The 24,836-nt window shown below is 46.5% G+C and carries 21 protein-coding genes; 14 read left to right on the top strand and 7 right to left on the bottom strand.

The features are described 5' to 3' along the window. Position 1: 1 nt before the first annotated feature. Positions 2-388: a glycine cleavage system protein GcvH gene (gene gcvH / locus ABXT59_RS12195; protein ID WP_443636396.1), complete on the top strand. Its 387-nt coding sequence runs from the start codon at positions 2-4 to the stop codon at positions 386-388. Continuing rightward, complete coding sequence (locus ABXT59_RS12190; RefSeq protein WP_443636395.1) at positions 389-1,579, top strand: class I SAM-dependent rRNA methyltransferase; 1,191 nt, start codon at positions 389-391, stop codon at positions 1,577-1,579. Positions 1,580-1,624: 45 nt separating this feature from the next. Here the strand turns inward: ABXT59_RS12190 and ABXT59_RS12185 are convergent, their stop codons facing one another. Continuing rightward, on the bottom strand, positions 1,625-2,284 hold the full coding sequence (locus tag ABXT59_RS12185; protein ID WP_443636394.1) for an HAD family hydrolase: 660 nt from the start codon (positions 2,282-2,284) through the stop codon (positions 1,625-1,627). A gap of 119 nt (positions 2,285-2,403) precedes the next feature. Here ABXT59_RS12185 and ABXT59_RS12180 point away from each other — a divergent pair, with 119 nt between their 5' ends. Both ABXT59_RS12180 and ptsP read left to right on the top strand, forming a co-directional pair. Then, positions 2,404-2,925 carry an RNA pyrophosphohydrolase gene (locus ABXT59_RS12180; RefSeq protein ID WP_443636392.1) on the top strand — a complete coding sequence of 174 codons (522 nt, stop codon included), beginning with the start codon at positions 2,404-2,406 and terminating at the stop codon, positions 2,923-2,925. A 23-nt stretch (positions 2,926-2,948) separates the two neighbouring features. Further along, positions 2,949-5,225 carry a phosphoenolpyruvate--protein phosphotransferase gene (gene ptsP, locus ABXT59_RS12175; RefSeq protein ID WP_443636391.1) on the top strand — a complete coding sequence of 759 codons (2,277 nt, stop codon included), beginning with the start codon at positions 2,949-2,951 and terminating at the stop codon, positions 5,223-5,225. 88 nt (positions 5,226-5,313) lie between these two features. Here ptsP and ABXT59_RS12170 read toward each other — a convergent pair whose 3' ends face one another. Beyond that, positions 5,314-6,069, bottom strand: coding sequence for an NRDE family protein (locus ABXT59_RS12170; protein WP_443636390.1), 756 nt, complete (start codon positions 6,067-6,069; stop codon positions 5,314-5,316). Between the two features lie 79 nt (positions 6,070-6,148). Between ABXT59_RS12170 and ABXT59_RS12165 the strand changes: the two genes are divergently transcribed. Genes ABXT59_RS12165 through ABXT59_RS12150 form a run of 4 tightly spaced genes read left to right on the top strand, consistent with a single transcriptional unit; the run spans position 6,149 to position 9,067 of the window. Continuing rightward, positions 6,149-6,943, top strand: a complete 795-nt coding sequence (locus ABXT59_RS12165; RefSeq protein WP_443636389.1) for a sulfite exporter TauE/SafE family protein — start codon at positions 6,149-6,151, stop codon at positions 6,941-6,943. A 12-nt stretch (positions 6,944-6,955) separates the two neighbouring features. Further along, positions 6,956-7,732, top strand: a complete 777-nt coding sequence (lgt, locus tag ABXT59_RS12160) for a prolipoprotein diacylglyceryl transferase (RefSeq protein WP_443636387.1) — start codon at positions 6,956-6,958, stop codon at positions 7,730-7,732. Positions 7,733-7,772: 40 nt separating this feature from the next. Further along, a complete protein-coding gene (locus tag ABXT59_RS12155; RefSeq protein ID WP_443636386.1) occupies positions 7,773-8,567 on the top strand; it encodes a thymidylate synthase in 795 nt (264 codons plus the stop codon). Continuing rightward, a complete protein-coding gene (locus ABXT59_RS12150) occupies positions 8,564-9,067 on the top strand; it encodes a dihydrofolate reductase (RefSeq protein ID WP_443636384.1) in 504 nt (167 codons plus the stop codon). Before ABXT59_RS12155 ends, ABXT59_RS12150 begins: the two co-directional genes overlap by 4 nt. An 88-nt stretch (positions 9,068-9,155) precedes the next feature. Here ABXT59_RS12150 and ilvD read toward each other — a convergent pair whose 3' ends face one another. From ilvD to ABXT59_RS12135, 3 genes are all read right to left on the bottom strand, one after another. Beyond that, positions 9,156-11,000, bottom strand: a complete 1,845-nt coding sequence (gene ilvD, locus ABXT59_RS12145; protein ID WP_443636383.1) for a dihydroxy-acid dehydratase — start codon at positions 10,998-11,000, stop codon at positions 9,156-9,158. 51 nt (positions 11,001-11,051) lie between these two features. After that, positions 11,052-12,380 carry an amino-acid N-acetyltransferase gene (gene argA, locus ABXT59_RS12140; RefSeq protein WP_443636381.1) on the bottom strand — a complete coding sequence of 443 codons (1,329 nt, stop codon included), beginning with the start codon at positions 12,378-12,380 and terminating at the stop codon, positions 11,052-11,054. An 86-nt stretch (positions 12,381-12,466) separates the two neighbouring features. Further along, positions 12,467-13,717 (bottom strand): sensor histidine kinase, encoded by a 1,251-nt coding sequence (locus ABXT59_RS12135; RefSeq protein ID WP_443636379.1) that lies wholly within the window; start codon positions 13,715-13,717, stop codon positions 12,467-12,469. A gap of 208 nt (positions 13,718-13,925) precedes the next feature. Here ABXT59_RS12135 and glnE point away from each other — a divergent pair, with 208 nt between their 5' ends. Beyond that, the gene (gene glnE, locus ABXT59_RS12130) at positions 13,926-16,844 is read left to right on the top strand and encodes a bifunctional [glutamate--ammonia ligase]-adenylyl-L-tyrosine phosphorylase/[glutamate--ammonia-ligase] adenylyltransferase (RefSeq protein WP_443636377.1); all 2,919 of its coding nucleotides are present in this window, start codon (positions 13,926-13,928) and stop codon (positions 16,842-16,844) included. 29 nt (positions 16,845-16,873) lie between these two features. Here the strand turns inward: glnE and lpxL are convergent, their stop codons facing one another. Next, positions 16,874-17,791, bottom strand: a complete 918-nt coding sequence (gene lpxL / locus ABXT59_RS12125) for an LpxL/LpxP family Kdo(2)-lipid IV(A) lauroyl/palmitoleoyl acyltransferase (protein WP_443636376.1) — start codon at positions 17,789-17,791, stop codon at positions 16,874-16,876. A 135-nt stretch (positions 17,792-17,926) separates the two neighbouring features. On the opposite strand from lpxL, the gene msbA reads away from it, so the two are divergent. Both msbA and ABXT59_RS12115 read left to right on the top strand, forming a co-directional pair. Further along, the gene (gene msbA, locus ABXT59_RS12120; RefSeq protein ID WP_443636375.1) at positions 17,927-19,708 is read left to right on the top strand and encodes a lipid A export permease/ATP-binding protein MsbA; all 1,782 of its coding nucleotides are present in this window, start codon (positions 17,927-17,929) and stop codon (positions 19,706-19,708) included. Continuing rightward, on the top strand, positions 19,709-20,068 hold the full coding sequence (locus tag ABXT59_RS12115) for a diacylglycerol kinase (RefSeq protein ID WP_443636374.1): 360 nt from the start codon (positions 19,709-19,711) through the stop codon (positions 20,066-20,068). It begins immediately after the preceding gene. A 9-nt stretch (positions 20,069-20,077) separates the two neighbouring features. On the opposite strand, the gene ABXT59_RS12110 is transcribed toward ABXT59_RS12115, so the two are convergent. Further along, positions 20,078-21,127 carry a glycosyltransferase family 4 protein gene (locus ABXT59_RS12110; protein ID WP_443636372.1) on the bottom strand — a complete coding sequence of 350 codons (1,050 nt, stop codon included), beginning with the start codon at positions 21,125-21,127 and terminating at the stop codon, positions 20,078-20,080. Between the two features lie 66 nt (positions 21,128-21,193). Between ABXT59_RS12110 and ABXT59_RS12105 the strand changes: the two genes are divergently transcribed. The 3 genes from ABXT59_RS12105 to thiQ are packed head-to-tail and all read left to right on the top strand — an operon-like array spanning position 21,194 to position 24,823. Next, complete coding sequence (locus tag ABXT59_RS12105; RefSeq protein ID WP_443636371.1) at positions 21,194-22,519, top strand: 3-deoxy-D-manno-octulosonic acid transferase; 1,326 nt, start codon at positions 21,194-21,196, stop codon at positions 22,517-22,519. Then, the gene (gene thiP / locus ABXT59_RS12100) at positions 22,516-24,129 is read left to right on the top strand and encodes a thiamine/thiamine pyrophosphate ABC transporter permease (RefSeq protein WP_443636370.1); all 1,614 of its coding nucleotides are present in this window, start codon (positions 22,516-22,518) and stop codon (positions 24,127-24,129) included. Before ABXT59_RS12105 ends, thiP begins: the two co-directional genes overlap by 4 nt. Continuing rightward, positions 24,116-24,823 carry a thiamine ABC transporter ATP-binding protein gene (gene thiQ / locus ABXT59_RS12095; protein ID WP_443636369.1) on the top strand — a complete coding sequence of 236 codons (708 nt, stop codon included), beginning with the start codon at positions 24,116-24,118 and terminating at the stop codon, positions 24,821-24,823. The genes thiP and thiQ overlap by 14 nt, the downstream gene beginning before the upstream one ends. The last annotated feature ends 13 nt before the right edge of the window (positions 24,824-24,836 follow it).

Genomic DNA, 24,836 nt, shown 5'->3' with positions numbered 1-24,836 from the left:
TATGAGTAACTTACCTCAGGGCTTAAGCTTCGTTTCAAGTCATGAATGGATTCGCAATGAAGGTGATGGCACGGTCACTGTTGGCGTCACAGATTTTGCCCAAGAGCAACTGGGTGATGTTGTATTCGTAGAGCTACCAGACGTGGGTACAGAACTTGTTGCTGAAGATGAGTTTGGTGTTATTGAATCAGTTAAAGCAGCTTCAGATTTATTTGCGCCAGTGTCTGGCGAGGTGATTGCTGTCAATGATCAGCTAAATGATGATCCAGAATTAGTCAATTCAGACCCCTATGGCGAAGCTTGGTTGCTGCACATACGCTTAACTAACCCAGAAGAACTCGAACATTTGCTAGATGCTGATGCTTACAGTCAATTGTGTGAAGAATAAATGCCGGATCTAATTTTAAAGTCAAAGTCAGATCGCCGCTTACGTCAAGGTCATTTGTGGATCTACAGTAACGAAGTGGATGTTAGTAAATCGCCCTTGCAAAATTTTCCAGCAGGCGAACAAGTAAATGTGTTGGATGCTAAAGGTAAAGCCTTGGGTACCGCGATCATTAATCCTAAACAGCTTATTTGTGGGCGTCTGGTGAGTCGGCAAGCGCATGAACCACTTAATTTAGAACGCTTAGCCAAACGCTTGAAAGTGGCGTTGGTGAGTCGAGAACGGTTGTTTGAAGATCACTGCTACCGCTGGGTTTATGGTGATAGTGATGGCCTGCCTGGCCTAGTGATTGATCGTTTTGATCAGGTGATTGTGGTGCAGATTTCTAATGCAGGTATCGAGTTATTACTTGAAGAATTGTTGGAAGCGATAAATCAAGTGGTGCCAAAGCTAAACATTTTGCTTAAAAATGATGGCAAAATGAGAGCCATTGAAGGGCTAGATGAATACGTGCGCGTGGCGCAGGGTGAAGTGCCAAAACTGGTGCCCCTAAAAGAAAATGGGGTGAGTTTTTTAGCCCCAGTGTGGGAAGGTCAAAAAACAGGATGGTTTTATGACCATCGTCTCAATCGCCGCAGAGTGCAAAAGCTTGCCCATGGCAAGCGCGTGCTGGATGTCTTTAGTTACACTGGTGGCTGGGGTGTGCAGGCAGCAGCAGCAGGTGCCGAGGCAGTCATTTGTGTAGATGCCTCTGCGCAGGCATTAGATCTGGTAGACCAACAAGCAGCGTTAAATGGTGTGAGTGATAAAGTGAAGAGTCTTAAAGGTGACGCTTTTACGACCATGAAGCAGCTACACGAAGAGGGTGAGCGTTTTGATATGGTCATTATTGACCCACCAGCCTTTATTGCCCGCCGCAAAGACATCAAGGCGGGAGAGCTTGCCTACCAGCGAGCTAATCAGTTAGCCATGCGTCTATTAAAGCCCGAGGGCATACTGGTCTCTGCTTCATGCTCTATGCACTTGGAACGCACCCGTCTGACTCAGCTATTGCAAGAGGCCTGTCGTAAAAATGGCCGTTTGGGACAAGTGTTAGAGCAAGGCGGTCAAGGGGGTGACCATCCTGTGCATCCAGCTATTCCTGAAACTGATTATTTAAAGTCAGTGATTCTTCGCACCTGGTATGAAGCCTAGGCTTTTTCAAAGTGCTCAAGAATAGGTTAAACAATCCTCAGTTGCCTAACGCAGGCTCATGATAGGCCAAGCATGAGCCACAGCATGAGCTTCAAGCTTGGTGTCTGGGTCCACTACCATAGGCTGATCCACTAAGCTTAATAAGGGAATGTCATTGTGAGAGTCGCTGTAGAAATAAGCGCCTTCAATGGTGTAGTCATGGTGGGCCATCCATGCATTAAGTTTGTCGATTTTACCAGCCTGAAAGCAGGGTGGACCAGTTAATCTTCCCGTATAGCGACCGTCTAAAAGCTCTGCACGTGTGGCAATTAGGTGAGGGATGTCAAGGTATGCAGCAATGGGCGCTGTGATGAAGTCGTTGGTTGCTGTGACAATCACCAACACATCACCGGCATTGCGGTGCTGTTGCAACAAAGCTTGAGTTTTAGGCGCGATCATAGGAATCACTACAGTTTGCATAAACTGTTGGTGAATGCTATCAAGTTCAGCTGCACTGTATTGAGTCAATGGCGCCAACACAAACTCAGCATAAGCACTCATATTCAACTTGCCTGCAACATAGTCTTGGTAAAAACTGTCATTTTTTGCGCCATAGTCAGCGCCATCATCAAGACCCTGTGAGACCATAAATTCGCCCCATCCATGGTCGCTGTCGCCCGCTAGTAATGTGTTGTCTAAATCAAACAAAGCCAGCCTTTGTTGCATGGGGACACCTACCTTAATGAATCTTAAAACATTATTTTATCTCATTTCCATCTGCGGTTGTTGTTGCTGGTGGTTTTGTGGAACAATGGGGACAAATATATTTTGTATGGTGCAAAGCCGTGATCGATAAAGATGGTTTTCGCCCCAATGTAGGTATTATTCTGGCAAACTCCCATGGTCAAGTATTATGGGCAAAACGTTTGGGTTGGGATGCGTGGCAATTCCCTCAAGGTGGTATTGATGCCCATGAAACACCAGAAGAAGCCTTATTTAGGGAACTCAAAGAAGAAATTGGCCTGTCGCCAGAACACGTGGAAATCCTTGCCTGCACTCGTGGTTGGTTAAGGTACCGCTTACCTAAACGCATGATACGTCAGGGTCAGCAACCTTTATGTATAGGCCAAAAGCAAAAATGGTTTTTGCTACGCATGTTGGCACCTGATGCCACCGTTCAAACTGCAACCACCAACTGCCCGGAATTTGACTCGTGGGAATGGGTGAGTTATTGGTATCCGGTAGACCAAGTGGTGTCGTTTAAACGAGAAGTGTATCGACGGGCGATGAAGGAACTCTGCTTGCGCCATTCGCGCTTGGTTTATCATCAAGGTTTAGTCATACCCAGTCACACCAAGCGATCATAATGTATAGGTAGGAATCATAAATAATGCTCCACAGTCTGCGTAAAATAATCCAAGCGGTAAGTGCTGCAGAGGATTTGCAATCGGCCTTGAAATTGGTAGTACACCATGTTCGAAGAGCCATGCGCACTGACGTGTGCTCCATTTACCTTTATTTCCCACAAACTGATAATTACGTCCTCATGGCGAGTGAAGGGCTTAATCAAGCATCGATTGGCAAAGCTTTTTTGCCCTCGGGCAAGGGTTTGGTGGGTTTAGTAGGCCTTAAGGCTGAAACAATCAATCTGACACGGGCTGCAGAGCACCCTAACTTCTACTACGTGCAAGAAACAGGTGAAGAAGCGTTTAATTCCTTTTTAGGTGTGCCTATTGTGCACCACCGTAAGGTGTTAGGTATTCTTGTGGTACAACAACGCGATGAGCGACAATTTGGCACTGATGAAGAGGCCATGCTGATCACCCTGTCAGCTCAGTTGGCAGGTTTTATTGCTCACGCGGAAGCGATCGGTGGTGGTCTAAGACAGGATGCTCTAGCTGATGATGAGAGTCTTGATCTGCATTACGAGGGTGTCAGTGGCTCTGGTGGTGTGGCCATTGGTCATATTGCCGTTATCGCCCCACCCGCAGATTTAGATAAAGTACCAGATCGCAGATGTCGTAACCCAGAAGAACAGGTGGAGGCTTTTCAAACAGCCTTGGAGGCCGTTAGACGAAAAATAAAAATAGTCAGTCGGACCTTAGCGCGTAATCTAAAAAACCAAGAACAAGAGTTGTTTGAAGTATATATGCGCATGCTCGATGACAACGCCCTTGCAGGCGAAGTGATACAACATATCCGCCAAGGCCAGTGGGCTCAAGGCTCTTTACGTCGAGTAGTACAGCAGCACATCCAAGCCTTTGAAGCGATGGAAGATCCTTATTTACGGGAAAGGGCTTCAGATATTCGCGATCTTGGACGGCGCATATTAGCGGAACTACAACAAACAAACACAGAAGTGCGCGAGTTTGAAGATTCTACGGTGCTGGTGGCTGAAGAAGTGACGGCGGCAATGTTGGCAGAAGTGCCTGCTCACAAGCTCAAAGCTATCATTTCAACCTTAGGCTCGAATAACTCACATGCGGCTATATTAGCGCGTTCGATGGGTATTCCCACGGTGATGGGGGCGGTTGATTTTCCTTATCGACGCATGGAAGGATTAGAAGTCGTTATTGATGGCTACATGGGCAGAATTTTCCTCAACCCTAGTCAGGACCTGCGCCATCAATACGAACAAGCCATAGTTGAAGAAGCTTCGTTTACTAAAGAATTAGAAATCCTTCGTGATGTTCCCGCACAGACTCGCGACAGTCACACCATACCTTTGTTAGTGAACACTAGCTTACCGTTAGATGTCAGTAGATCCTTAGCCCAAGGCGCTGAGGGTGTTGGCCTATACCGGACTGAAGTGCCTTTCATGATTAAGGAGCGCTTTCCTTCAGAAGAGGAACAAACGGATTGTTATCGCACCCAACTGCAAGGCTTTGCCCCCCTGCCAGTGACTATGCGTACATTGGATATTGGAGGGGATAAGAACTTACCTTACTTCACCATTAAGGAAGATAACCCATTTTTGGGATGGCGTGGAATTCGAGTCACTTTAGATCATCCAGAAATATTTTTGGTGCAAATACGCGCCATGTTAAAGGCCAGTGAAGGTTTAGATAATTTACGCATCATGTTGCCTATGATCACTCACGTGAATGAAATTGACGAATCGATTCGATGGATTGATCAGGCTTACGCAGAATTGTGTGAAGAGGGTTACCAACTGGTCAGACCCCCCATAGGGGTGATGATTGAAGTGCCAGCAGCAGTCTATCAAGCCCGCCATATTGCTGAGCGTGTTGACTTTATTTCTGTAGGAAGTAACGATTTAACACAGTATATATTGGCTGTGGACCGAGATAACCCAGCAGTAGCAGACTTATACCATACCATGCATCCAGCAGTACTTATGGCCCTGCAGCAAGTGGTAACGGCGGCCAAAGCGGCGGCTATTCCGGTGAGTTTGTGTGGAGAACTGGCAGGTGATCCTGCTGGAGCTTTGTTACTGATGGGCATGGGTTACGACAGTTTATCCATGAACGCTGCGAGTCTGCCAAAGGTGAAGTCGGTCATTCGTAACTTCACTCTTAGCCAATCTCAGGTGATGTTGCAACAAGCGTTGCAACAGGTCTGCGCTGATGGTGTGCAGGGTGTAATCAGAGACAATCTTAAAGCCGCTGGCTTAACGCGCCTACACAGCCGTTATGTGGGTAACTAAACGCACCCAAGGCACCATAAATAGCCTTTTCTAGTGCTACAGCTTGGGGTGTGAGTTTAAATGCCCGTTAAGGCATCGAGCAACCCCATCAAATGTTCCAACTAAAATATTGCTCAGCGGGTCTGAATCCATCAAAACTGGTTTCTTGGACATCCATATGACCCAAATGGTCGCGGTATAAACTAATGCAGGTACGGGTGCCATAAGCATACTCGGGGGCATCGATAAAACAAGCGGATAGACGCCTTTCCCATGCAATAGCAATGCCCGTGTTAGGCAAGCTCTGGTCTGCGGCTATGCTTGTGTCTTGCATCATTTTTTGCAGTTGTTGGTGCTGTGGTGGCTGGTGTAAGGACCCTTGTAAAATCTTTTTCACATGCTCCACTTTGGGCCAATTACTGTTTAAACAACCATTACTCAAGCCGTATAAACCAGCTGCTAACACCTGAACTTTGGCTGGCTTTTCGTTGCTGCAAAAAACCAGCTGTTGATTATCCCAAAGTAATAAATTAAAGCCTGCGAACTGGTCTGTTTGAAGTGTATCGGTAAACACCAAGGCACTCTTTTTTTGCTGTAAAAAGTCGATGGCTAAATGCCCACGTGATTTAAAAGCTGTTGCATTATAGTGAGCAGCCCGCCGAAAATTGGTCACCGCAGCCCAGCGGCCATCTTTGTGCAGAGCTAGCCAAGTTCCGCTGGCTTCAAGGTCCTTACCTGCTAATATTTCGATATCTGGCCACCAGTGCATACTTTGTGTTGGCCGCTGACGGAATTCATCTCGATTAGCCGCCATGATAAGGGGGTAATCGGCATTGAGTTGATGGGCTAATACAATGAGACACATGATAAATTGAGTATCCTAAACTTTGCGCTTATGCAGCTTAGCGTAGATAATAGCGTCTTTCTTACCCAGATGTGAACGCATGATTTTTCTGGTTTATATGGTGTTTGGCGCGATCGCTGGATTATTAGCGGGACTGTTTGGCATTGGTGGTGGTGTCATTGTAGTGCCAGCTTTAGTGTTGGCATTCAATCTGCAAGGAATCTCTCCTGAAATAGTCTTTTATATGGCTATTGCCACATCTCTCACCAATATTATATTTACCTCTTTAGGTGCGATTAAAACCCACCATAAAAAAGCCGCTATAGAATGGTATTTAGTCAAACCGATTGCAGTGGGCATGTTGGTGGGCACATTTATTGGTGTTAACACGGCGCTAACGATTCCAGCCATATACTTGCAAGCCAGTTTTGGTGTGTTTGCTATTTTTATGAGTTTAAGCATGATGTTTTCACAACCTACTGCCACTCAGCACCGCTTGCCAGGTAGTGTTGCTTTAGGCGTTACAGGGGCATTGATTGGTTGGATTTCCGCTCTGTTTGGTATTGGTGGTGGAAACTTGTTGGTTACTTATTTAACCAACCGGCGCTTAGTTATTCAAAAGGCTGTAGCCACAGCTAGCACTTGTGGATTTGCCATTGCGATTGCTGGCGCCGCATCGAACGCGGTCATGGGTTGGGGCAACCCGGTGTTACCAGTTTTCAGTTTAGGCTACATTTATTTGCCTGCACTACTGGGTTTAGTGTCAACCAGTTTTTTGGCTGCCAACTATGGGGCTAAAATTGCCCATCGGCTGTCGGCGCGAAAACTTAAACGTTTATTTGCTTGGATGCTCTTAATCGTGGGTTTACGCATGTTAATAAGTATTTGGTATTAAGGAAGCACCATCATGTTGATTTTTCCCAATATTGATCCTGTATTAGTCCACATAGGGCCTTTGGCTATCCATTGGTATGGGGTGATGTATTTGGTGGCGTTTGCATCGGCTCTTTGGCTGGGTAATCGGCGCGCAGCCGCTGCTGGTTTTACCAAAGAACAAGTGAGTGATTTAATTTTTATTGGTGCGGTAGGCGCCGTGCTTGGCGGCAGAATGGGGTATATATTCTTTTACCAATTTGAAGCCTTTGTTGCACAGCCCACGATCTTGTTGAGGGTTTGGGAAGGCGGTATGTCTTTTCATGGTGGTTTATTAGGTGTGATTGCTGGCGTGATTTGGTTTGCGCGTAAATATAAGGTTCAATTTCATCGGGTATTGGATTTTGTGACCCCAATTGGGCCTATAGGTCTAGGTGTAGGTCGCTTAGGTAACTTTATTGGGGGTGAGCTTTGGGGTCGGCCTACTGATTTGCCTTGGGGCATGATATTTCCCCATGTAGACAATTTAGCCAGACACCCGTCACAACTCTATCAAATGGTGCTAGAGGGCGTGATTCTATTTACCTTAGTATGGGTTTACTCAGCAAAGCCAAGGGCTGCTTTTCGCGTTTCGGGTCTATTTTTACTGGGTTACGGCGGGCAAAGGTTTGTGGTTGAATTTGCTCGTCAGCCGGATGCACATTTAAACTATGTGGCTTTGGACTGGATGACACAGGGGCAATTATTGTCGTTGCCTATGATTGCCCTCGGAATTTATTTAGTAGTGCGCAAGACCTCGATTAAAGGTTAAAATAACGCCTCTTTTTTCTGTTTTGATGTGGGCCTTTCATATGCAACAGTACCTTCAACTTATGCGCCACGTGCGCGATGCCGGCGCGTTAAAAGAAGATCGCACTGGCACCGGCACTGTGAGTGTATTTGGTTACCAAATGCGCTTTGATTTGAGTCATGGGTTCCCTGTTCTCACCACCAAGAAGTTGCACCTCAAGTCGATCATTCATGAACTGTTATGGTTTTTAAAGGGTTCAACAAACACCCAATACCTGACTGAAAATGGGGTGCGTATTTGGGATGAGTGGGCTGACAAAAATGGTGACTTGGGGCCTGTTTATGGATCCCAATGGCGCTCTTGGCCCAGACCAGAAGGCGGTCATATCGATCAAATTGAGCAACTGATCAGTCAGATAAAAAGTAATCCAGACTCACGTCGATTGATTGTCAGTGCTTGGAATGTAGCTGACGTAGAGCGCATGGCTCTGCCACCATGCCACATGATGTTCCAATTTTATGTTGCTAATGGCAAATTGTCATGTCAGCTTTATCAGCGCAGTGCAGATATTTTTTTAGGCGTGCCCTTTAATATTGCCAGTTACGCTTTACTCACCATGATGGTGGCTCAGGTGTGTGGGCTTGAGGTGGGAGACTTTGTGCATACACTGGGTGACGCCCATCTCTACTCTAATCATTTAGCACAGGTTGATTTGCAGCTGTCCCGAGACACTTTGCCGCTGCCAACAATGCATATTAACCCTGAGGTAAAGGATATCTTTGGGTTTAAATTTGAGGACTTTGAATTGCTAAACTATCAAGCACATGCCCACATCAAAGGGGCGGTTGCCATATGACGATCGCCTTAATTGTAGCTGCCTCTGAAAACAATGTCATAGGCCGCAACAACCAATTGCCCTGGTATTTGCCCGGCGACTTAAAGTATTTCAAAGCCATGACTTTAGGTAAACCTTTGATTATGGGGCGTAAAACCTTTGAGTCTATTGGTAAACCTTTGCCGGGGCGAGATAATATAGTGATCAGTCGCCAGCATGATTACCCTGCACAGGGTATTAAATTAGTATCAAGCCTCAGTGAGGCTATTAGTTTGGGAGAGGGCATCAATCTCATTAATGGTACTGAAGAAGTGATGATTATCGGTGGTGCGCAGATCTATGCAGAAGCTTTAGATTTAGCTGATCGCGTTTACCTTACTCGGGTGCATCACCACGTTGAGGGTGATGCTTATTTTCCGATTTTAGAAACCGCAGCATGGCATGAAATTGCGCGTGAAGATGTGGCGGCAAAAGAACCGAATCCATTTGATTTTAGCTACCAAGTCCTGGACCGCATTTAGGCTAGCACTAGCCATCAATGCCCCTAAACACAGATGAGGCAGATCATGTACCCAGTCCTTACCCGTGGATAAGGACTGGATTGTGAGCTTAGTCTAATAAGCTGAGATCACGCACTGCGCCTTTGTCCGCGCTGGTGACGGTCTTTGCATAGAACTTCAGTGCAGAGCTCACTTTACGTTGCCTTTCTGCTGCCGGCTTCCAGCCATCTTTGCCCTTAGCATCCATATCACTACGACGTTGAGCCAGTTCATCATCACTCAATAAAACATCAATGGTGCGATTGGGAATGTCTATCCGTATGCGGTCACCTTGTTCAACCAGAGCAATGCTACCACCACCTGCAGCCTCGGGGGATACGTGACCAATGGACAAACCAGAGGTGCCTCCAGAGAAACGACCATCAGTGAGTAATGCACAGGCTTTGCCCAAACCTTTTGTTTTAAGATAGCTGGTGGGGTAGAGCATTTCCTGCATACCAGGGCCCCCTTTAGGTCCCTCATAACGAATGACAATGACGTCACCTTCTTTCACTTTGTCACCCAAGATATCAGCCACTGCTTGATCTTGGCTTTCACAAATGTAAGCTGGTCCTTCAAACAACCAGATGCTCTCATCGACACCAGCAGTCTTAACTACACAACCGTCTTCTGCAAGGTTGCCTGTAAGCACCGCAAGACCACCTTCGGTGGAATAGGCATTAGCCAAATTACGAATACAGCCTTCGGCACGGTCATCATCAACAGTGGGCCAGCGTGTGGCTTGGCTAAATGCAGTTTGCGTTGGTATGCCTGCTGGGCCTGCTGTGTAGAATTTTTTAACTGCGGCATCCTCAGTCACTGTAATGTCCCATTTAGCCAGGGCGTCTGCCATGGTTGGACTATGCACAGTGGGTAATTCTGCGTGCAGTAAACCTGCGCGGTTGAGTTCACCTAATATAGCGAATACTCCACCAGCGCGATGCACGTCCTCCATGTGATACTTTGGTGTACTTGGAGCCACCTTGCATAACTGCGGAACTTTACGAGATAGCTCATCAATATTGGACATATCAAAGTCAATCTCACCTTCTTGGGCGGCAGCCAGTAAATGCAATATAGTGTTGGTAGACCCTCCCATAGCGATGTCTAAAGTCATAGCGTTTTGAAATGCCTTAAAACTAGCTATGTTGCGCGGTAATACGCTTTCGTCATCATTTTCATAATAACGCTTACATAACTCAACCACCGTGCGGCCTGCTTCTAGGAATAGTTCTTCGCGATCAGCGTGGGTGGCTAATAAGCTACCATTGCCGGGTAAGGATAAGCCTAGAGCTTCGGTTAAGCAGTTCATAGAGTTGGCGGTAAACATGCCTGAGCAAGATCCACAGGTAGGACAAGCAGAACGCTCGTATTCAGCGACCTGCTCGTCACTGGCGTTGTCGTCCACAGCGATAACCATAGCGTCCACTAAATCTAGCTTCCGATCGCCGAGTTTAGTTTTACCCGCTTCCATAGGGCCACCAGAAACAAATACGCAGGGTATATTGAGGCGCATTGCAGCCATGAACATGCCTGGGGTGATTTTGTCACAGTTAGAAATACAGACCATAGCATCGGCGCAATGGGCATTCACCATGTACTCTGCGGAGTCCGCAATAATATCCCGCGATGGCAATGAATAAAGCATGCCATCATGTCCCATGGCAATGCCATCATCCACGGCAATCGTATTGAACTCTTTTGCCACACCTCCCGCTTTTTCAATCTCTCGGGCGACTAATTGCCCCATATCTTTCAAATGCACATGGCCTGGTACAAACTGGGTGAAGGAATTACACACTGCAATAATCGGCTTTTGAAAATCAGAGTCAGTCATGCCTGTGGCGCGCCATAATGCACGTGCACCTGCCATGTTACGACCGGAGGTAGAGGTTTTAGAACGGTAAATGGGCATGGTGTAAGTGCCTTATAATTAATGTTATTAAAATTAATGTCGTCAATAAATTTAAAGCAAAGCTTTGCTAAAGACTTTTGAACTGCGTTGGAAATTGTACAACGACTGTCTGCTAGTTGGAAGTTCGGCTAAGTCTGCCGCCACGAAACCGTTTTCTATAAACCAGTGTGAGGAAGCCGTCGTCAGTACAAATAGGGTTTGTAGCCCCATGTGACTCGATTGCTTTTCAATGTGGCGCAATAGCACTTGGCCTCGGTCACCGCCACGGTAGTTGGTATCAATGGCCATGCAGGCCAGTTCTCCTTGGCGCGCATCATCGAAGGGGTATAAAGCGGCGCACCCAATAATAGCACCGTCGCGCTCGATCACGCTGAAGTAATGAATTTCTGACTCTAGTAATTCCCGCGAACGGCGTACTAAAATGCCATCATCTTCCAAGGGCTGAATAAGTTCCAAAATACCGCCTACATCGTCAATACAGGCGTTACGAACTTGCTCATAGCTCTCTTTAATGACCATTGTGCCTGAACCATCGCGACTAAAGAGCTCGGTCAAAAGAGCACCATCTTCTTGATAGCTCAACAAGTGACCCCGTGAGACGCCAGCGTCACATGCTTTAGATAACACATCAATATGCATGGATAAGTCGGTCCAACTATCACCACTGCTTTGATGTTGGTGCACAAGACGGTGACCTGCGCGGGTGAGTAATTCAATGACTTGTTCACCGCGTGAGTTAGTAATGCCTTTATCAGCCCCAAACACAATCAATTTGTCGGCCTGCAAGCTAGCAGCAACACGCCCAGCAACTTGGGATGCAGCCAGATTAAAGGTTTCTCCTGTAGGTGAGTAGCCCAAGCAAGAAATAAGCACAAGATTACCATTATTGAGTTGTTTACCAATGGCTTCTGCATCAACCCGTCTAACCTCACCAGTGTAGGCAAAATCCACCCCATTTTTGATACCAATGGGGCGCGCAGTAATAAAGTTGCCACGGCTTGTGCGAATCCGCGAGCCCTGCATGGGTGAGTTTGCTAAACCCATAGAAAAACGTGCTTCAAGTTGCATCGCCTGCCGACCTACGGTTGCTTGAACTAAGCTCAGTTGATCTAAATCTGTGATGCGTAAACCATTATGAAATTGACTCTCTATCGAGGCTTGGCCACAGGCTTGTTGAATTTGTGGCCGGCTACCATGCACTAGAACCAGCTTCACTCCCAAACTATTGAGCAAATTAATGTCATGGATGGTATGGGAAAAATTGGCGTGGGCTAGAGCTTCCCCGGGTAAATAAATGACAAAAGTACGGCCACGATGGGCGTTAATGTAAGGCGCAGAGTGACGGAACCAGTTCACGTATTGCTGATTGGTTTCGATCACTTTAATTACCTATAGTTGAGAGAGATTTTAAAGGTACTATTAAGCCGCGCTGCGGCCCTTGTGTCAATCACGCTGAGGGGGGTTATTTAGAAAAAGTCCACCTCAGTTTCTGGCTTAGGATCAATTTTGGGCGTTGGATGGCTAATTATGGGTAAGCTAAGGCGAAAACGGGCACCACCATGGGCATTCGCAGAAGCCGCTACATAACCATGATGTGCTTGCACGATCTCTTTGACGATGGATAAGCCTAAGCCAGTGCCTCCCGCACCCGTATTGGTTTTACTGCTCTGAATAAACTTGTCAAAAATAGCACCTTCTTCACCCTCTGGAATACCGATGCCCTGATCATCAACCACAATGGTCAATAGGTTAGTTTGTAGTTTGAGCGATTGGGGCTGCGCACTTGTATGAGGATCGAAAAAAATAGTAATTTGCTTACCCTTAGGGGTAAATTTTATAGCATTAGACAAGAGGTTAATCATGACTTGGAGCATTTTCTCTGCGTCAAAGTAAGTCATAGTGTCAAGGTCTGTCGCTTCTACAATAACCTTTAACTCTCGGTCAGTAATAAGGGTTTCTAATTCTTCAGTGGCGCGCTGAATAATATCCACAAGATCACCCTGCTGCATGAGGAATTCCATTTTTCCAGATTCCAGCTTGGATAAGTTTAGCATGTCATTGAGTAGCATGAGTAAACGACTGCCACTGGTTCTAATCCGGTCAAAATAATGCCCCAGTTTCTCCAGTTCAACTTTATGCAGACGCGAATGACCCATGTTGGAAAAACTTAAAATAGCATGCATAGGGGTGCGTAACTCGTGTGACATATTAGCTAAAAACTCAGACTTAATACGCTCAGCCCTTGTGCCTGATTCAATCGCATTAAGACAGGCCTCTGCGCCATTAAGAAGCACCGCTAGGTTATCTTTGACGCGACCGTGTCGCTCAGGCTGATCAACAGGCATATCGCGTACCAACAAACTGACGTGTTGGTAATTAATAATAGTATGTTCACCAAAATCAAACACACGGCCCTTATCTTTTAGGCGACTCAAAAACTGAAATTCTTGTGCTTGGCCATCAAACGCTTGGTCACAAATATTGATGGCCTGCGTATCAACCCTTAATTGCACCGCACAAGATAAGCCAAATGTCCGCACCGCCTTAAATATTTGTTGGCCTAAGGCAACATGATCTTTGCATGCAAAACTCTTTTCAAGAAAGTTAATCACTACCCCTAGTTCGCCATTAGCCCGTAATGTTGTCAGGGCTATCGCTTTGGCATCCTTCAGGTCAGTTTGTAACTTTGAGATCTCTAGATCATGAGTAGACGTCAAATTGGCTGTTTCCTAGTCGAGTTATGGCATAGGGTTTTTCGGCGACAAGTTAATAAGCATCAAAAAAGTAAGGTATGATTTGATTATAAGTGAATTTTTCCGTTAGGGTCTAGGGCTTAAGTGTTGCCAAAATATTTGGTTAATGCGCACGCGATGAAAGTGACCGAGTTACTTTGACCTTGTGAAGCCTAGTTTTGGAGTAATGTTTATGGCGCTTTTAGTGGTGCCCGAAAATCAGCAGGTCATAGATGCCCTACCCCAAGCACTACAAAGTGAGGTGCTAGATCGTTTAGAGGCATTGATGAAGCTATCTAACCCTGTGCCATGGCAGCAGGTTGATACACAGTTGCAACTCATCAAGGTCATTGCTGCTAGCCCGTTTTCAGCCCAAATTTTTTTGCTTAACCCGCAGTTACTAGACCATGCCTTACTTACAAAACGAGTCTCAAAGCCTGAGTTAAAACGCCTTTTAATGGCAGATATGCAAGAGGTGACTAACGAAACACAGTTGCACCAGAGCCTGAGGCAATTTAGGAAAGCCCATCAAGTGCGCCTAATTTGGCGCAATCGTTGTGGACTAGGCAGCAGTGAACAATTAGTTGAAGATTTATCTAATCTGGCAGATGTGTGTGTCGATTTAGCTTTGACGTGGCTCCATGACGACAGTGTTAAGCATTGGGGACAACCCACGAGTCGCGAAGGTCAACCACAAGAGTTAGTCGTGTTGGGCATGGGTAAGCTGGGTGGTAAAGAGCTTAATTTATCATCAGATATAGACCTTATATTCAGTTTTCCCGCCCCTGGTGAAGCCCAAGGTGGTCGGCGCAGTATAGATAATCAGCAATTTTTTATTCGTTTAGGGCAACGCTTAATTCAAGCTATTGATGCTGTCACTGCGCAGGGCTTTGTGTTTCGTGTAGACATGCGGCTCAGACCCTATGGTGCAAGTGGCGCCTTAGCTTTAAGTTTTGACGCCATGGAAATCTATTACCAACAACAAGGACGAGAGTGGGAAAGGTATGCGTTGGTTAAAGCCCGTGTTATCGCGGGTAACCAAGCACAAGGTCAGCAATTGCTGGAACTATTAAGGCCCTTTGTCTACCGCAAATATTTAGATTACAGTGCCATTGAATCGTTGCGAAGCCTAAAGCAAATGATTGCGAGTGAAGTGCGTCGTCGAGGCTTAGAACAAAATGTTAAATTAGGTACGGGCGGTATTCGTGAAGTAGAATTTATAGCTCAAGCCTTTCAATTGATCCGTGGTGGGCGTGATAATCGCCTGCAAACAAGCAGTTTGATGGCGGTGCTAGATGTGCTGCCAGAGACTGCTGGTTTAGCGTCTTCTGATGTCGAAAAATTACGCACGGGCTATTGGTTTTTGCGTGATGTAGAGCACGCACTGCAAGCAGTGCATGATAAGCAAACTCAAGATTTACCTAGCCAAGAGGCTGATCAGGCACGGTTAGCTGTCGCCCTAGGGTATTCTTGCTGGGACAGTTTGCAGGCCCAAATAAATACCACCAGAGATTTCATTCATCAACAGTTTGAGCTGGTAGTGGCTCTCAAAGAGGTTAATGAGTCCCAAGGGCTAGATCACCAATTAAGTCAGTTATGGGCTGAAATATCCCATAGCGCCCATCAAACAGATGAGCTCACTTTGCTGCCAGAGTGGCAGCAAAGGTTGAGTCAAGCTGGGTTTACTGATGTTGATCGTATCCTCCAACATTTGTGGGAGTTGCACCAAAGTCGCCCGGCACAAACAATGCAGCCAGTGGCCCAAGAACGCTTAGCCCAGTTAATGCCTCAAATTTTACACATAACAGCGCAACAGACTCATCCTGCTCGCACATTGGCACGAGTGATGGTGCTTATCGAAGCGGTTTTAAGGCGTTCTGTGTACTTGGTTTTACTGCAGGAAAATCCAGCCGCACTTAGATTGTTAGTGCAACTTTGCGCTGCCAGTTCATGGTTTGCAGACTTTTTGGCGCGTCAACCTTCATTACTTGATGAATTGCTGGACGTGCATAGCCTGTTCAATGTGCCCGACGCGGTGGAGTTAAAGCAGGAGTTAGAACAAAATCTTCTGCGCCTGCCAGAAGACGATACTGAACAACTAATGGAAGCCCTTAGGCATTTTAAATATGCGCATTTATTGCGCATTGCGGCTCAAGAAGTGACGGGTCGTTTGCCACTTATGAGGGTCAGTGACCAACTCACCTATGTGGCTGAGGCTGTGGTTGGACAGGTTAAAAATTTGGCATGGCGTGAGATCAGTGAGCGTCATGGTCACCCACAAAATGAACACGGCTCTAGCGACGACTTTATTGTCGTGGGTTATGGCAAAGTTGGGGGCTGGGAGCTGAGCTATGGGTCAGATTTAGATTTGGTATTTATTTATGATATGCCCTCTCACTTGGAGACAGATGGACCAAAACCTGTCGCCAATAGCGTATTTTTTACTCGCCTTGGTCAACGCATGATCAATTACTTGAATACTGTCACTGCAGCTGGACAATTATTTGAAGTGGACATGCGACTAAGGCCTGATGGTGCCAAAGGGTTGTTGGTTTCTACCTTAGTGGCCTTTAATCAATACCAACTCAATGAGGCTTGGACATGGGAGCATCAGGCGCTCGTAAGAGCGCGGCCAATTGCTGGTAGTGACAAACTATGTGATGATTTTATAGCCGTGCGCAAACAGGTATTGTGCCAGCCTAGGCAACCCGACGAATTGAAACAACAAGTTATTGCGATGCGTAAAAAAATGCGCCAGCAGTTGGCCAGTAAGCCCAATGCAGATGGATCGACATCTCAGTTTCATCTGAAACATGATGAAGGTGGCATCGTTGATATTGAATTTATGGTTCAGTATGGGGTGCTGGCTCATGCCCATCAATGTCATGACTTACTCACTTACACTGATAATATTCGCATATTGGATGGCTTTGAAAGGCAGAATATTCTGTCTGCGTCACAGGCTCAAGATTTGCGTGAGGCTTATGAAATTATGCGTGCTGCTGAACACCGACTCACTTTACAAAATCAAGCAGGTGAGGTCTCGAGCTATGATTTGCAAGGACAGCGCCAAAAAGTGATGGCTATTTGGGCCACTATGATGGCTTGTTAATGGTTCTTTATAGACCTGAGTGGGGGTATTTAATAAATATCCGGACTATTGTCTGGGCGCGTTTTAAACCGTCGATGTAACCACAAGTATTGACTGGGCTTGAGGCGTATTTTAGCCTCAATAGCAGCGTTTAGCCTGGTTGCATCGGCCACTAAATCGCCACTTGGAATAGTTGCTAGACTGTCGGATATGGTGAGTGAATAACGCTGGTCTTGATGGGTGCGGTGGTGGCTAAACTGCAGAACCTTAGCTCCTGTGGCCGCAGCTAAACGACTGATAATGGGTGTAGTCGCTGCCTCGATACCAAAAAATGGGGCAAACACTGAACGCTCTGGTCCAACATCTTGATCGGGCGCTAGCCAGACGATCTCACCTTGTTTGAGTAAACGCATGACTTGGCGAATGTCTTCTCGCTCTAATATGCCCGGTAAGTGCTTTAAACGCCCATGGCGAATAATAGCATCCATTAAGGCATTACCATGACGCTGATAAGTGGCATAGTAAGGGTAACTGGGCGCCAATAAAATGCCACCTAAATCAAGACTGGTAAAATGTGCACCCACTAAAATAACGCCACGATCTTGGGCTTGGGCCTGTTCGATTAATGGGCCACCTTCGATCGATACCCGATGGTGAAGGTCGTCACGGGCACTCCACCAAGCCATAGCGGTCTCAACAATACCGATGCCATTATCAGCAAAAATTTGGCGTATCATATAACGTTGTTCCGATGCTGTTAAATGACCAAAGCAGAGACCAACGTTGGTTTCAGCAATCAATCTTCTGCGAGCAGATAACTGATACAATAGTCGACCAATAGCTCGGCCCATTTTCATGCGCCATGCCCAAGGCAGGATAATGATAATGCGTAGGCAGCTTAAACCAAGCCATACAGGCCAGTATTTAACAGCATAAAATTTGGTTAACAAAGGTTTGTCGGATAGCATATGGGATTCGAGTGGTATTAAGAGATCAATTAGCGACTTATAATGCTAATTTAATTGACAACAGATGGCTAGTTTACACTGAGCTAGTGATGCCAGCTAGAGAAACTAGTCTTCTATCTGATGTAAGGACAATAAATGAGTAAGCCGGCAGGGCCAGACCCGAGCAACAGCCCTCAAACGAACTTAGGCCCTTGGGACGCTTACAAACGCCTATTGGGGTATGTGCTGCAGCACGGTATGGTGTTCACAGTGAGTCTTGTCGGCTTTGTGCTGTTTGCTGCCACCCAACCTGCGTTCGCTAGTCTTATGGAATATATGGTTGATAGTGTGGAAGCGGCTGATGGCGTGGCCCGTACTGTTATTCCTGCGGCTGTGTTAGGCATATTTTTGGTGCGTGGGACTGGCTTCTTTTTGGGTAATTACGGCATCACCTACGTCGCCAGACGAGTGATTCACCAGTTAAGACTGGATATATTTGATCACCTATTGGTTCTGCCAGCCAGCTTTTATCACCGCAATACGTCAGCCAGCTTATTGTCTAAGCTCACCTTTAACGTAGAGCAAGTGACTGGTGCAGCCACAGACGCACTAAAAATATTTGTGCGCGAGGGCCTGACTATTATTGGTTTGCTGGCCTATATTGTGTATTTAAATTGGCAGTTATCCTTGGTGTTTTTGACTATTGGTCCGTTTATTGGCTGGGTTGTGAACAAAGCCTCCAAGCGATTTAGAAACGTCAGTACGAATTTACAGGAAAGTATGGGGCAAGTGACATCGACTGCTAGTGAGGCCATCAAAGGGTATGACGTTGTGCGTGTATTTGGTGCCCAACAGCAGGAACGTCAGGGTTTTATGGCAGCCAGCAATAACAATCGACAGCAGGCGATGAAACTCGCTTTGGCGGAGTCTGTCTCGACCCCTTTAGTGCAGATGATTGTGGCCATGGCCATGGCTAGTTTAATATATTTGGCGCTACACCCCAGTATTATCGACACCATGAGTGCTGGGCAGTTTATCGCTTTTATTACGGCCTCTGGCATGCTCACTAAGCCGTTAAGGTCGATGACAGAGGTCAACAGTATTTTGCAGCAAGGTATTGCGGCATCCCAAAGTATCTTTGGCCTACTTGATGAAGCACCAGAAATGGACCAAGGCACTCGATCCTTAACTCGAGCAAATGGGTTAATTACCTTTGAAAATGTCGACTTTAGTTATGATGAGCAGGCTTTAATACAACAGCTTAATGTGGTCATTCAGCCGGGACAAGTGGTTGCATTGGTGGGACGTTCTGGCAGTGGTAAGTCGACTTTAGTGAATTTGTTCCTACGCTTTTATGAGCCTCAAAGGGGCCGCATTTTGTTAGATGGAGATGATATTCAAGATCTGACGCGTTTAGATTTACGCCGTCAGGTCGCGTTGGTGACCCAGCAGGTGGTGTTGTTTAACGGTACCATTGCCCAAAACATAGCTTATGGTGCCATGCACCATGCGAGTGAGGAACAGATTATTGTTGCTGCCAAGGCGGCCAGAGTGACAGAGTTTACCGATCGCATGAGTTTAGGTTTGAGTACCATAGTCGGCGAGTCTGGACTGCTTTTGTCTGGTGGCCAGCGACAACGCATAGCGATTGCCCGAGCCCTTTTAAAGGACGCGCCATTATTAGTGTTAGATGAGGCAACCTCAGCTTTAGACACTGAATCAGAACGTTACATACAATCAGCACTGGATGAAGTGATGGTAGGCAGAACCACCTTAGTCATTGCTCACCGCCTGTCGACCATAGAGCAGGCAGATATGATTTTGGTGATGGACCAAGGACAACTTGTAGAGCAGGGCAGCCACCAGCAGCTCATTGCTCAACAAGGCCTATATGCCCATTTGCATCAGTTACAATTTAAATCCACAGGTGATGATTAGATGCAAGATAATAAGCCCCGTGGCATAAAACGCCTTGTCAAAGCTTTTGGTTACTCATGGCAGGGGCTATGCTTCGCGTGGCGTAATGAAATCGCTTTTCAACAAGAAAGCTGGGCTCTACTGGTGATGTTGCCTTTGGCATTATGGCTGCCTGAGACTCGCTTAGAGAGTGCCATATTAATTATCAGTGTGTTGGTGGTGCTCATAACAGAACTTGTTAATACCGCCATCGAAGCCGCTATAGATCGCCATGGTGATGAGCGTCATCATTGGTCTGCTGTGGCCAAAGATGTGGCCTCTGCTGCAGTTCTAATTGCCTTAATACAGTGTGCCTTAGTTTGGGCCTTGGTGTTATTTTAAGTTTTTTCCCTAAGTTGGCATCACATACTGTTTTAACATGGCCGCAATTTGCTGGCGCACCACAGACGGGCTATATTGGTCGCGGGCAGTCCGATAGGCGGCTTCACACATGGACTGATAATCCTCGGCTTTCAAAGTCAGTGCTTGGGCCAATGAATCCGCCAAACTTTCAGCGTTAATTTCACACAATAAGCCATTTTCTTGATGTGCAATAATACCTTGTGGGCCACCGCAGCGAGTGGCCACTACAAGGCGTTTTCGAGCCATGGCCTCAATCACTACCATACCAAAAGTTTCGTTGCGTGAGGGCAGGCAAAAAATGTCCATCGCGTCAATGAAATCATCTCGATCGTGGTTGCTAACCCAGTCTAAACGCTGGGTAATAGCGTCTAAATCAAATCGTTTAATCCATTTATTGACTTTACTATGCCAGCGGCCCTTTCCTGCAATTACTAATTTAAATTTAATATTTCGACGCCGCAAAATAGCAGCCGCTTGTAATAAAATGTCTTGGCCTTTGGTACGCCGCAAAATGCCCATTGTGGCAATCACCGGTGTGGCTTGAAGTGGGCGAAATTTGGGTTCGATCGGATGCAATTCAACCAAGTTGGGAATCACCACTAAGGGACCTTTATAACCCTGCTGACGGGCAAACTCACCCAATACAGGTGATACGCAAACTAACACATCAGCGGCTTTGATACCCAGCGCAGTGTAGCTGTGTAAAATCAGGATCAGTTGACAATGAGTGGGTAGAGCGGCGCGGACCAGTTCAGCATCAATGGGTTTGTGCACCATCACAAGATCAGGATTTTGCTGAGTAAATAAGTCCCTGAGTCGGCTAACTGCTATGGTTTTTAATAGGGGTAAGCGAGTGCGGGGATAATCAAGGGTCAAATAATCGAGGCTTCGTTGCTCTAATAACGCTTTTAATTGTGCTCCAGGACGTATGACAGAAGTGACTTGGTGGCCTAATTGGCGTAAATTGTCACTGTAATGTAGAAAGGTCTGTTTAGGCCCGCCTAAGTCTTTACCGGATATCAGGTTGACGATCTTCATTGTTGTCGGCGTCACTAAGAATAAGAGTTATTATTAGTTTAACAAATAAAAGGTTTTTTTGTACCCGTGGCTCTCTTCGTTTATACCTGTTTATCATACTTGGTGTTACCTTTTGGGGTCGCATTTCATCTGCTATTTGTTTGGCGCCGTGCTGAATTTCGGCAGGGTTTCTGGCAACGGTATGGATGGTTGCCACAAAAGCAGCACCAGCCTGTGTTAGTGCATGCGTCTAGTGTGGGTGAACTCAATGCGATTGCCCCCCTAATTACAGCCATTATTAGTGATCTCAAACTTCCAGTCTTGGTCACAACCACTAGTGTTACCGGACAAACCCGCTGTCAGCAGCTATTTTCAGATAACGAACGAGTCAGTTGTGGTTATCTGCCAGTTGATATTGGCTTGGCTAATTGGCTGATGTTGCGGCGCGTCAAGCCAAGAGCAGTGTTATTGGTGGAAACGGAGCTATGGCCCAATCTAATCGCCACCTGCGCGGCCAAAAAAATACCTACGTTGTTAGTCAATGGACGCATGTCGGCAAGGTCTGCTAAAGCCTACGCTCGCTGGCCATGGTTAGTGGGGCCCATGCTGCAAAAGCTCACTCATCTTTTGGTACAAGATCAAACCACGGCACAACGGTTTTTAGAGCTAGGCGCACAGACTGCTTCCGTGTCAGTGCTGGGTAGCTTGAAATATGATTTAGTCATAGAGGATAGTGAGCTAAATAACTTAGGTGCTTTGGTAAACTATTCGGTACCCAGTGGCTTGTGCTGGGTATGTGGCAGTACCCGCAGTGGCGAAGAAGTGAGTTTATTGCGGGCTTGGGCACAGTTGCCAGAACCCGTTGAGGGTACATTAGTGCTAGTGCCAAGGCACCCACAGCGATTTGAAGAGGTTGCCGACCTATGTCAGCAGTCAGGCCTGCCTTGGTTAAAGTACAGTCAGTTAAAGTCCCAGCTAAACCAAGCAAATGGTATTGAAACGGATGTTGATGTTGATACTTATAACGCTCACCCACGGCGCGTACTATTAATCGATACCATGGGTTTGCTGATGCATTTTTACCATCGAGCAGATGTGGTTTTTGTGGGTGGTAGCCTGGCTGATACAGGGGGACACAACCCTCTAGAGGCTGCCGCTTTAGGCAAACCTGTACTGATGGGCCCTAATTGTTTTAATTTCACCCAAGTGTGTGACCAACTCGAACAAGTGCAAGGCTTAAGAGTCACCACCAAGGCGAGTTTGCTGGCTGATATTACCGAGTTACTCACTAATCCACAGTTGAGAAGTTCTATGGGTGCAGCAGGTGCGGCGCTGGTAAATAAAGAAAGGGGTGCGCTTAAACGCCACTTGTCGATTCTAGAAGAGACTTTGGAACAGGCATTAAATCAGTGAGTCAGAGACTGTCACCCAGGCGTTGGTTTTGGTTTAGTAGCATTAGCTTTGCGCTGGTACTTTTGCCCCTAATGCTGGCTATGGTGGCCTTTTCATCTTATCTAAGCCAAGCCCAGTGGCTTGCGTATGTGATGGACACCTATACTTGGCGGGTGGTTTGGTTTTCTTGGTGGCAGGCCTGTTTATCGACTGTCATCAGTTTGTCGGCGGCCGTGCTGGTGGCTCGTGCCCTAGCTCGCAGGCAAGCCTTTGTCGGTCGCTGGCTTCTATTACGTTGCTTTAGTGTAGCCTTGGTCGTGCCCAGCATTATTGCAGTGTTTGGTATTGTTTTACTGCATGGTAAATACGGTTATTTCAATCAGTTATGGACATGGTTGGGAGGCGATCCACAAAGCTATGTTTATGGCTTAAAAGGTATTCTCTTAGCCCATGTGTTCTTTAATTTACCCTTAGCCACACGCATTTTACTGCAACGCTTCGATGCAATAAACCCTGAAACATGGCGTTTATCAAGCCAGTTAGGGATGACGTCAATGGATCTTTGGCGCCACATTGAGTGGCCGCATATCAAAGGTGTATTACCCCAATTAGGCGCACTCGTGTTCGCCCTGTGCTTTACCAGCTTTGCCATTGTCATGACTTTAGGTGGTGGGCCAAAAGCGACCACCATCGAAGTGGCTATATTTCAAGCCATACGCTTTGATTTTGATCTGGCCAAGGCCGTTTACCTTAGTCTACTGCAGATGTTTTTTTGTGGCTTTATTTTGTGGGTGGGTTTGCGCCTAGGTAAGCCTATTGATGTTTTTGTCAGTCTTGAAGTATCAGTTAAAAATATGCGCCCAGATCGCAAGTCCTCACTGGGTATTATGGCGGATACATTAGTGCTGCTGTTGGCGACCTTATTGGTCTTGTTACCCTTGATGGCAGTCGTCATTGCCGGTATTAACACCGCTTGGGTCGACGTTTTGCTTGATCTGCGTTTATGGCAGGCTTTTACTAATAGTTTGTGGGTGGCTTTGAGTTCGGCCCTACTGAGTTTACTGATGGCCTCAGGATTGCTGCTAGCTCAGCGGCATTGGCGCCAGCGTTTTGCTAATGCTGCAATGGGGGTGGAGTGGATGGGCTCAATCATTTTGGTGGTACCACCCTTGGTCTTAGCCACGGGACTGTTTATTGGGTTGAGCCCTCACGTCAACGTGTTTGCGATTAACTTGTATATTGTGGTGCTGGTGAACGCTTTAATGGGACTGCCCTATATATTAAGAGTGTTATCGGTAGCTTATTTAAAAATTGCTAGAGATTACGACCGCCTATGCAGTAGTTTAGATGTCCAAGGCTGGCATCGACTACGCCTTGTAGAGTGGCCTATTTTACGTAAGCCCATCGGTCTAGCTTTGGCATTAGTGGCGGCCATGTCAGCTGGAGATTTGGGTGTGGTTGCGTTATTTGGTAGCCCGGATATACAAACCTTACCTTTACTAATGTATCAGCGTCTGGGCAGCTACCAAAGTGATGCTGCGGGAGTCACAGCGGTGGTTTTGTTGGGCTTGTGTTTAGCAATATTTGTAGTTTTAGAACGTTTATTGGGAGGCTCTGGTGATTCAGTTTAAGCAGGTCAGTTGTCGTTTAGGGGATCAGCAGTTTTGTTTCAATGTGCAAATACCTGTGGGCCAAGTGGTGGCCATTATGGGATCTAGTGGAGCGGGTAAATCGACCTTACTTAATTTGCTCGCTGGATTTATTCAACCCCAATATGACAGTGCGCAAATTTTACTTAATGGACAACGTGTTGACCAACTTGAACCATCCCAAAGGCCGGTCACGAGTTTGTTTCAAGAGCACAACTTATTTGCTCACATGTCGGTGTTTAACAACTTAGCTTTGGGAATCCGTGCGAGTTTGAAACTTACAATAGACGAAACAGCCCAAGTGGAAACTGCTCTGGTTCAAGTGGGGTTAAAGGGTCTGGGCGCGCGCTTACCTAAACAACTTTCAGGTGGACAGCGCCAGCGGGTCGCATTGGGCCGAGCTTTAGTTAGGCGTAAACCGCTGTTATTATTAGACGAACCCTTTAGTGCGTTAGATCCCGCCTTAAGGCAAGAAATGGCGACTTTGGTGAAGCGTCTTAGTGAGCAGCACCAACTGACGGTGTTGTTGGTCACCCATGAGCCCAAAGATGTATTGAAACTCGCCGAAACTGTGGTTTTTATTGCTAATGGAGGCGTACACTGGCAAGGATCCAGTAAAGACTTTTTGCAACAAAAAGATAATCATATCAAAGCCTATTTAGGCCAAAGCTGCTAATCTCAACCTATTG

This window comes from Candidatus Njordibacter sp. Uisw_058, assembly GCF_047730065.1.
GTDB lineage: Bacteria > Pseudomonadota > Gammaproteobacteria > Pseudomonadales > Balneatricaceae > Njordibacter.
Note: the sequence above shows the minus strand (reverse complement) of the source record. Positions and strands in the feature narration are given on the sequence as shown.

Excerpts from the sequence above, each read along its gene's own strand:
- ABXT59_RS12150 (WP_443636384.1), top strand. The coding sequence starts at position 8,564 with ATGACGATCGCCTTAATTGTAGCTGCCTCTGAAAACAATGTCATAGGC.
- ABXT59_RS12190 (WP_443636395.1), top strand. The coding sequence starts at position 389 with ATGCCGGATCTAATTTTAAAGTCAAAGTCAGATCGCCGCTTACGTCAA.
- ABXT59_RS12170 (WP_443636390.1), bottom strand. The coding sequence starts at position 6,069 with ATGTGTCTCATTGTATTAGCCCATCAACTCAATGCCGATTACCCCCTT.
- ABXT59_RS12185 (WP_443636394.1), bottom strand. The coding sequence starts at position 2,284 with ATGCAACAAAGGCTGGCTTTGTTTGATTTAGACAACACATTACTAGCG.
- ptsP (WP_443636391.1), top strand. The coding sequence starts at position 2,949 with ATGCTCCACAGTCTGCGTAAAATAATCCAAGCGGTAAGTGCTGCAGAG.
- ABXT59_RS12110 (WP_443636372.1), bottom strand. The coding sequence starts at position 21,127 with ATGAAGATCGTCAACCTGATATCCGGTAAAGACTTAGGCGGGCCTAAA.
- msbA (WP_443636375.1), top strand. The coding sequence starts at position 17,927 with ATGAGTAAGCCGGCAGGGCCAGACCCGAGCAACAGCCCTCAAACGAAC.
- glnE (WP_443636377.1), top strand. The coding sequence starts at position 13,926 with ATGGCGCTTTTAGTGGTGCCCGAAAATCAGCAGGTCATAGATGCCCTA.
- lgt (WP_443636387.1), top strand. The coding sequence starts at position 6,956 with ATGTTGATTTTTCCCAATATTGATCCTGTATTAGTCCACATAGGGCCT.
- lpxL (WP_443636376.1), bottom strand. The coding sequence starts at position 17,791 with ATGCTATCCGACAAACCTTTGTTAACCAAATTTTATGCTGTTAAATAC.
- gcvH (WP_443636396.1), top strand. The coding sequence starts at position 2 with ATGAGTAACTTACCTCAGGGCTTAAGCTTCGTTTCAAGTCATGAATGG.
- ilvD (WP_443636383.1), bottom strand. The coding sequence starts at position 11,000 with ATGCCCATTTACCGTTCTAAAACCTCTACCTCCGGTCGTAACATGGCA.
- ABXT59_RS12155 (WP_443636386.1), top strand. The coding sequence starts at position 7,773 with ATGCAACAGTACCTTCAACTTATGCGCCACGTGCGCGATGCCGGCGCG.
- ABXT59_RS12165 (WP_443636389.1), top strand. The coding sequence starts at position 6,149 with ATGATTTTTCTGGTTTATATGGTGTTTGGCGCGATCGCTGGATTATTA.
- ABXT59_RS12115 (WP_443636374.1), top strand. The coding sequence starts at position 19,709 with ATGCAAGATAATAAGCCCCGTGGCATAAAACGCCTTGTCAAAGCTTTT.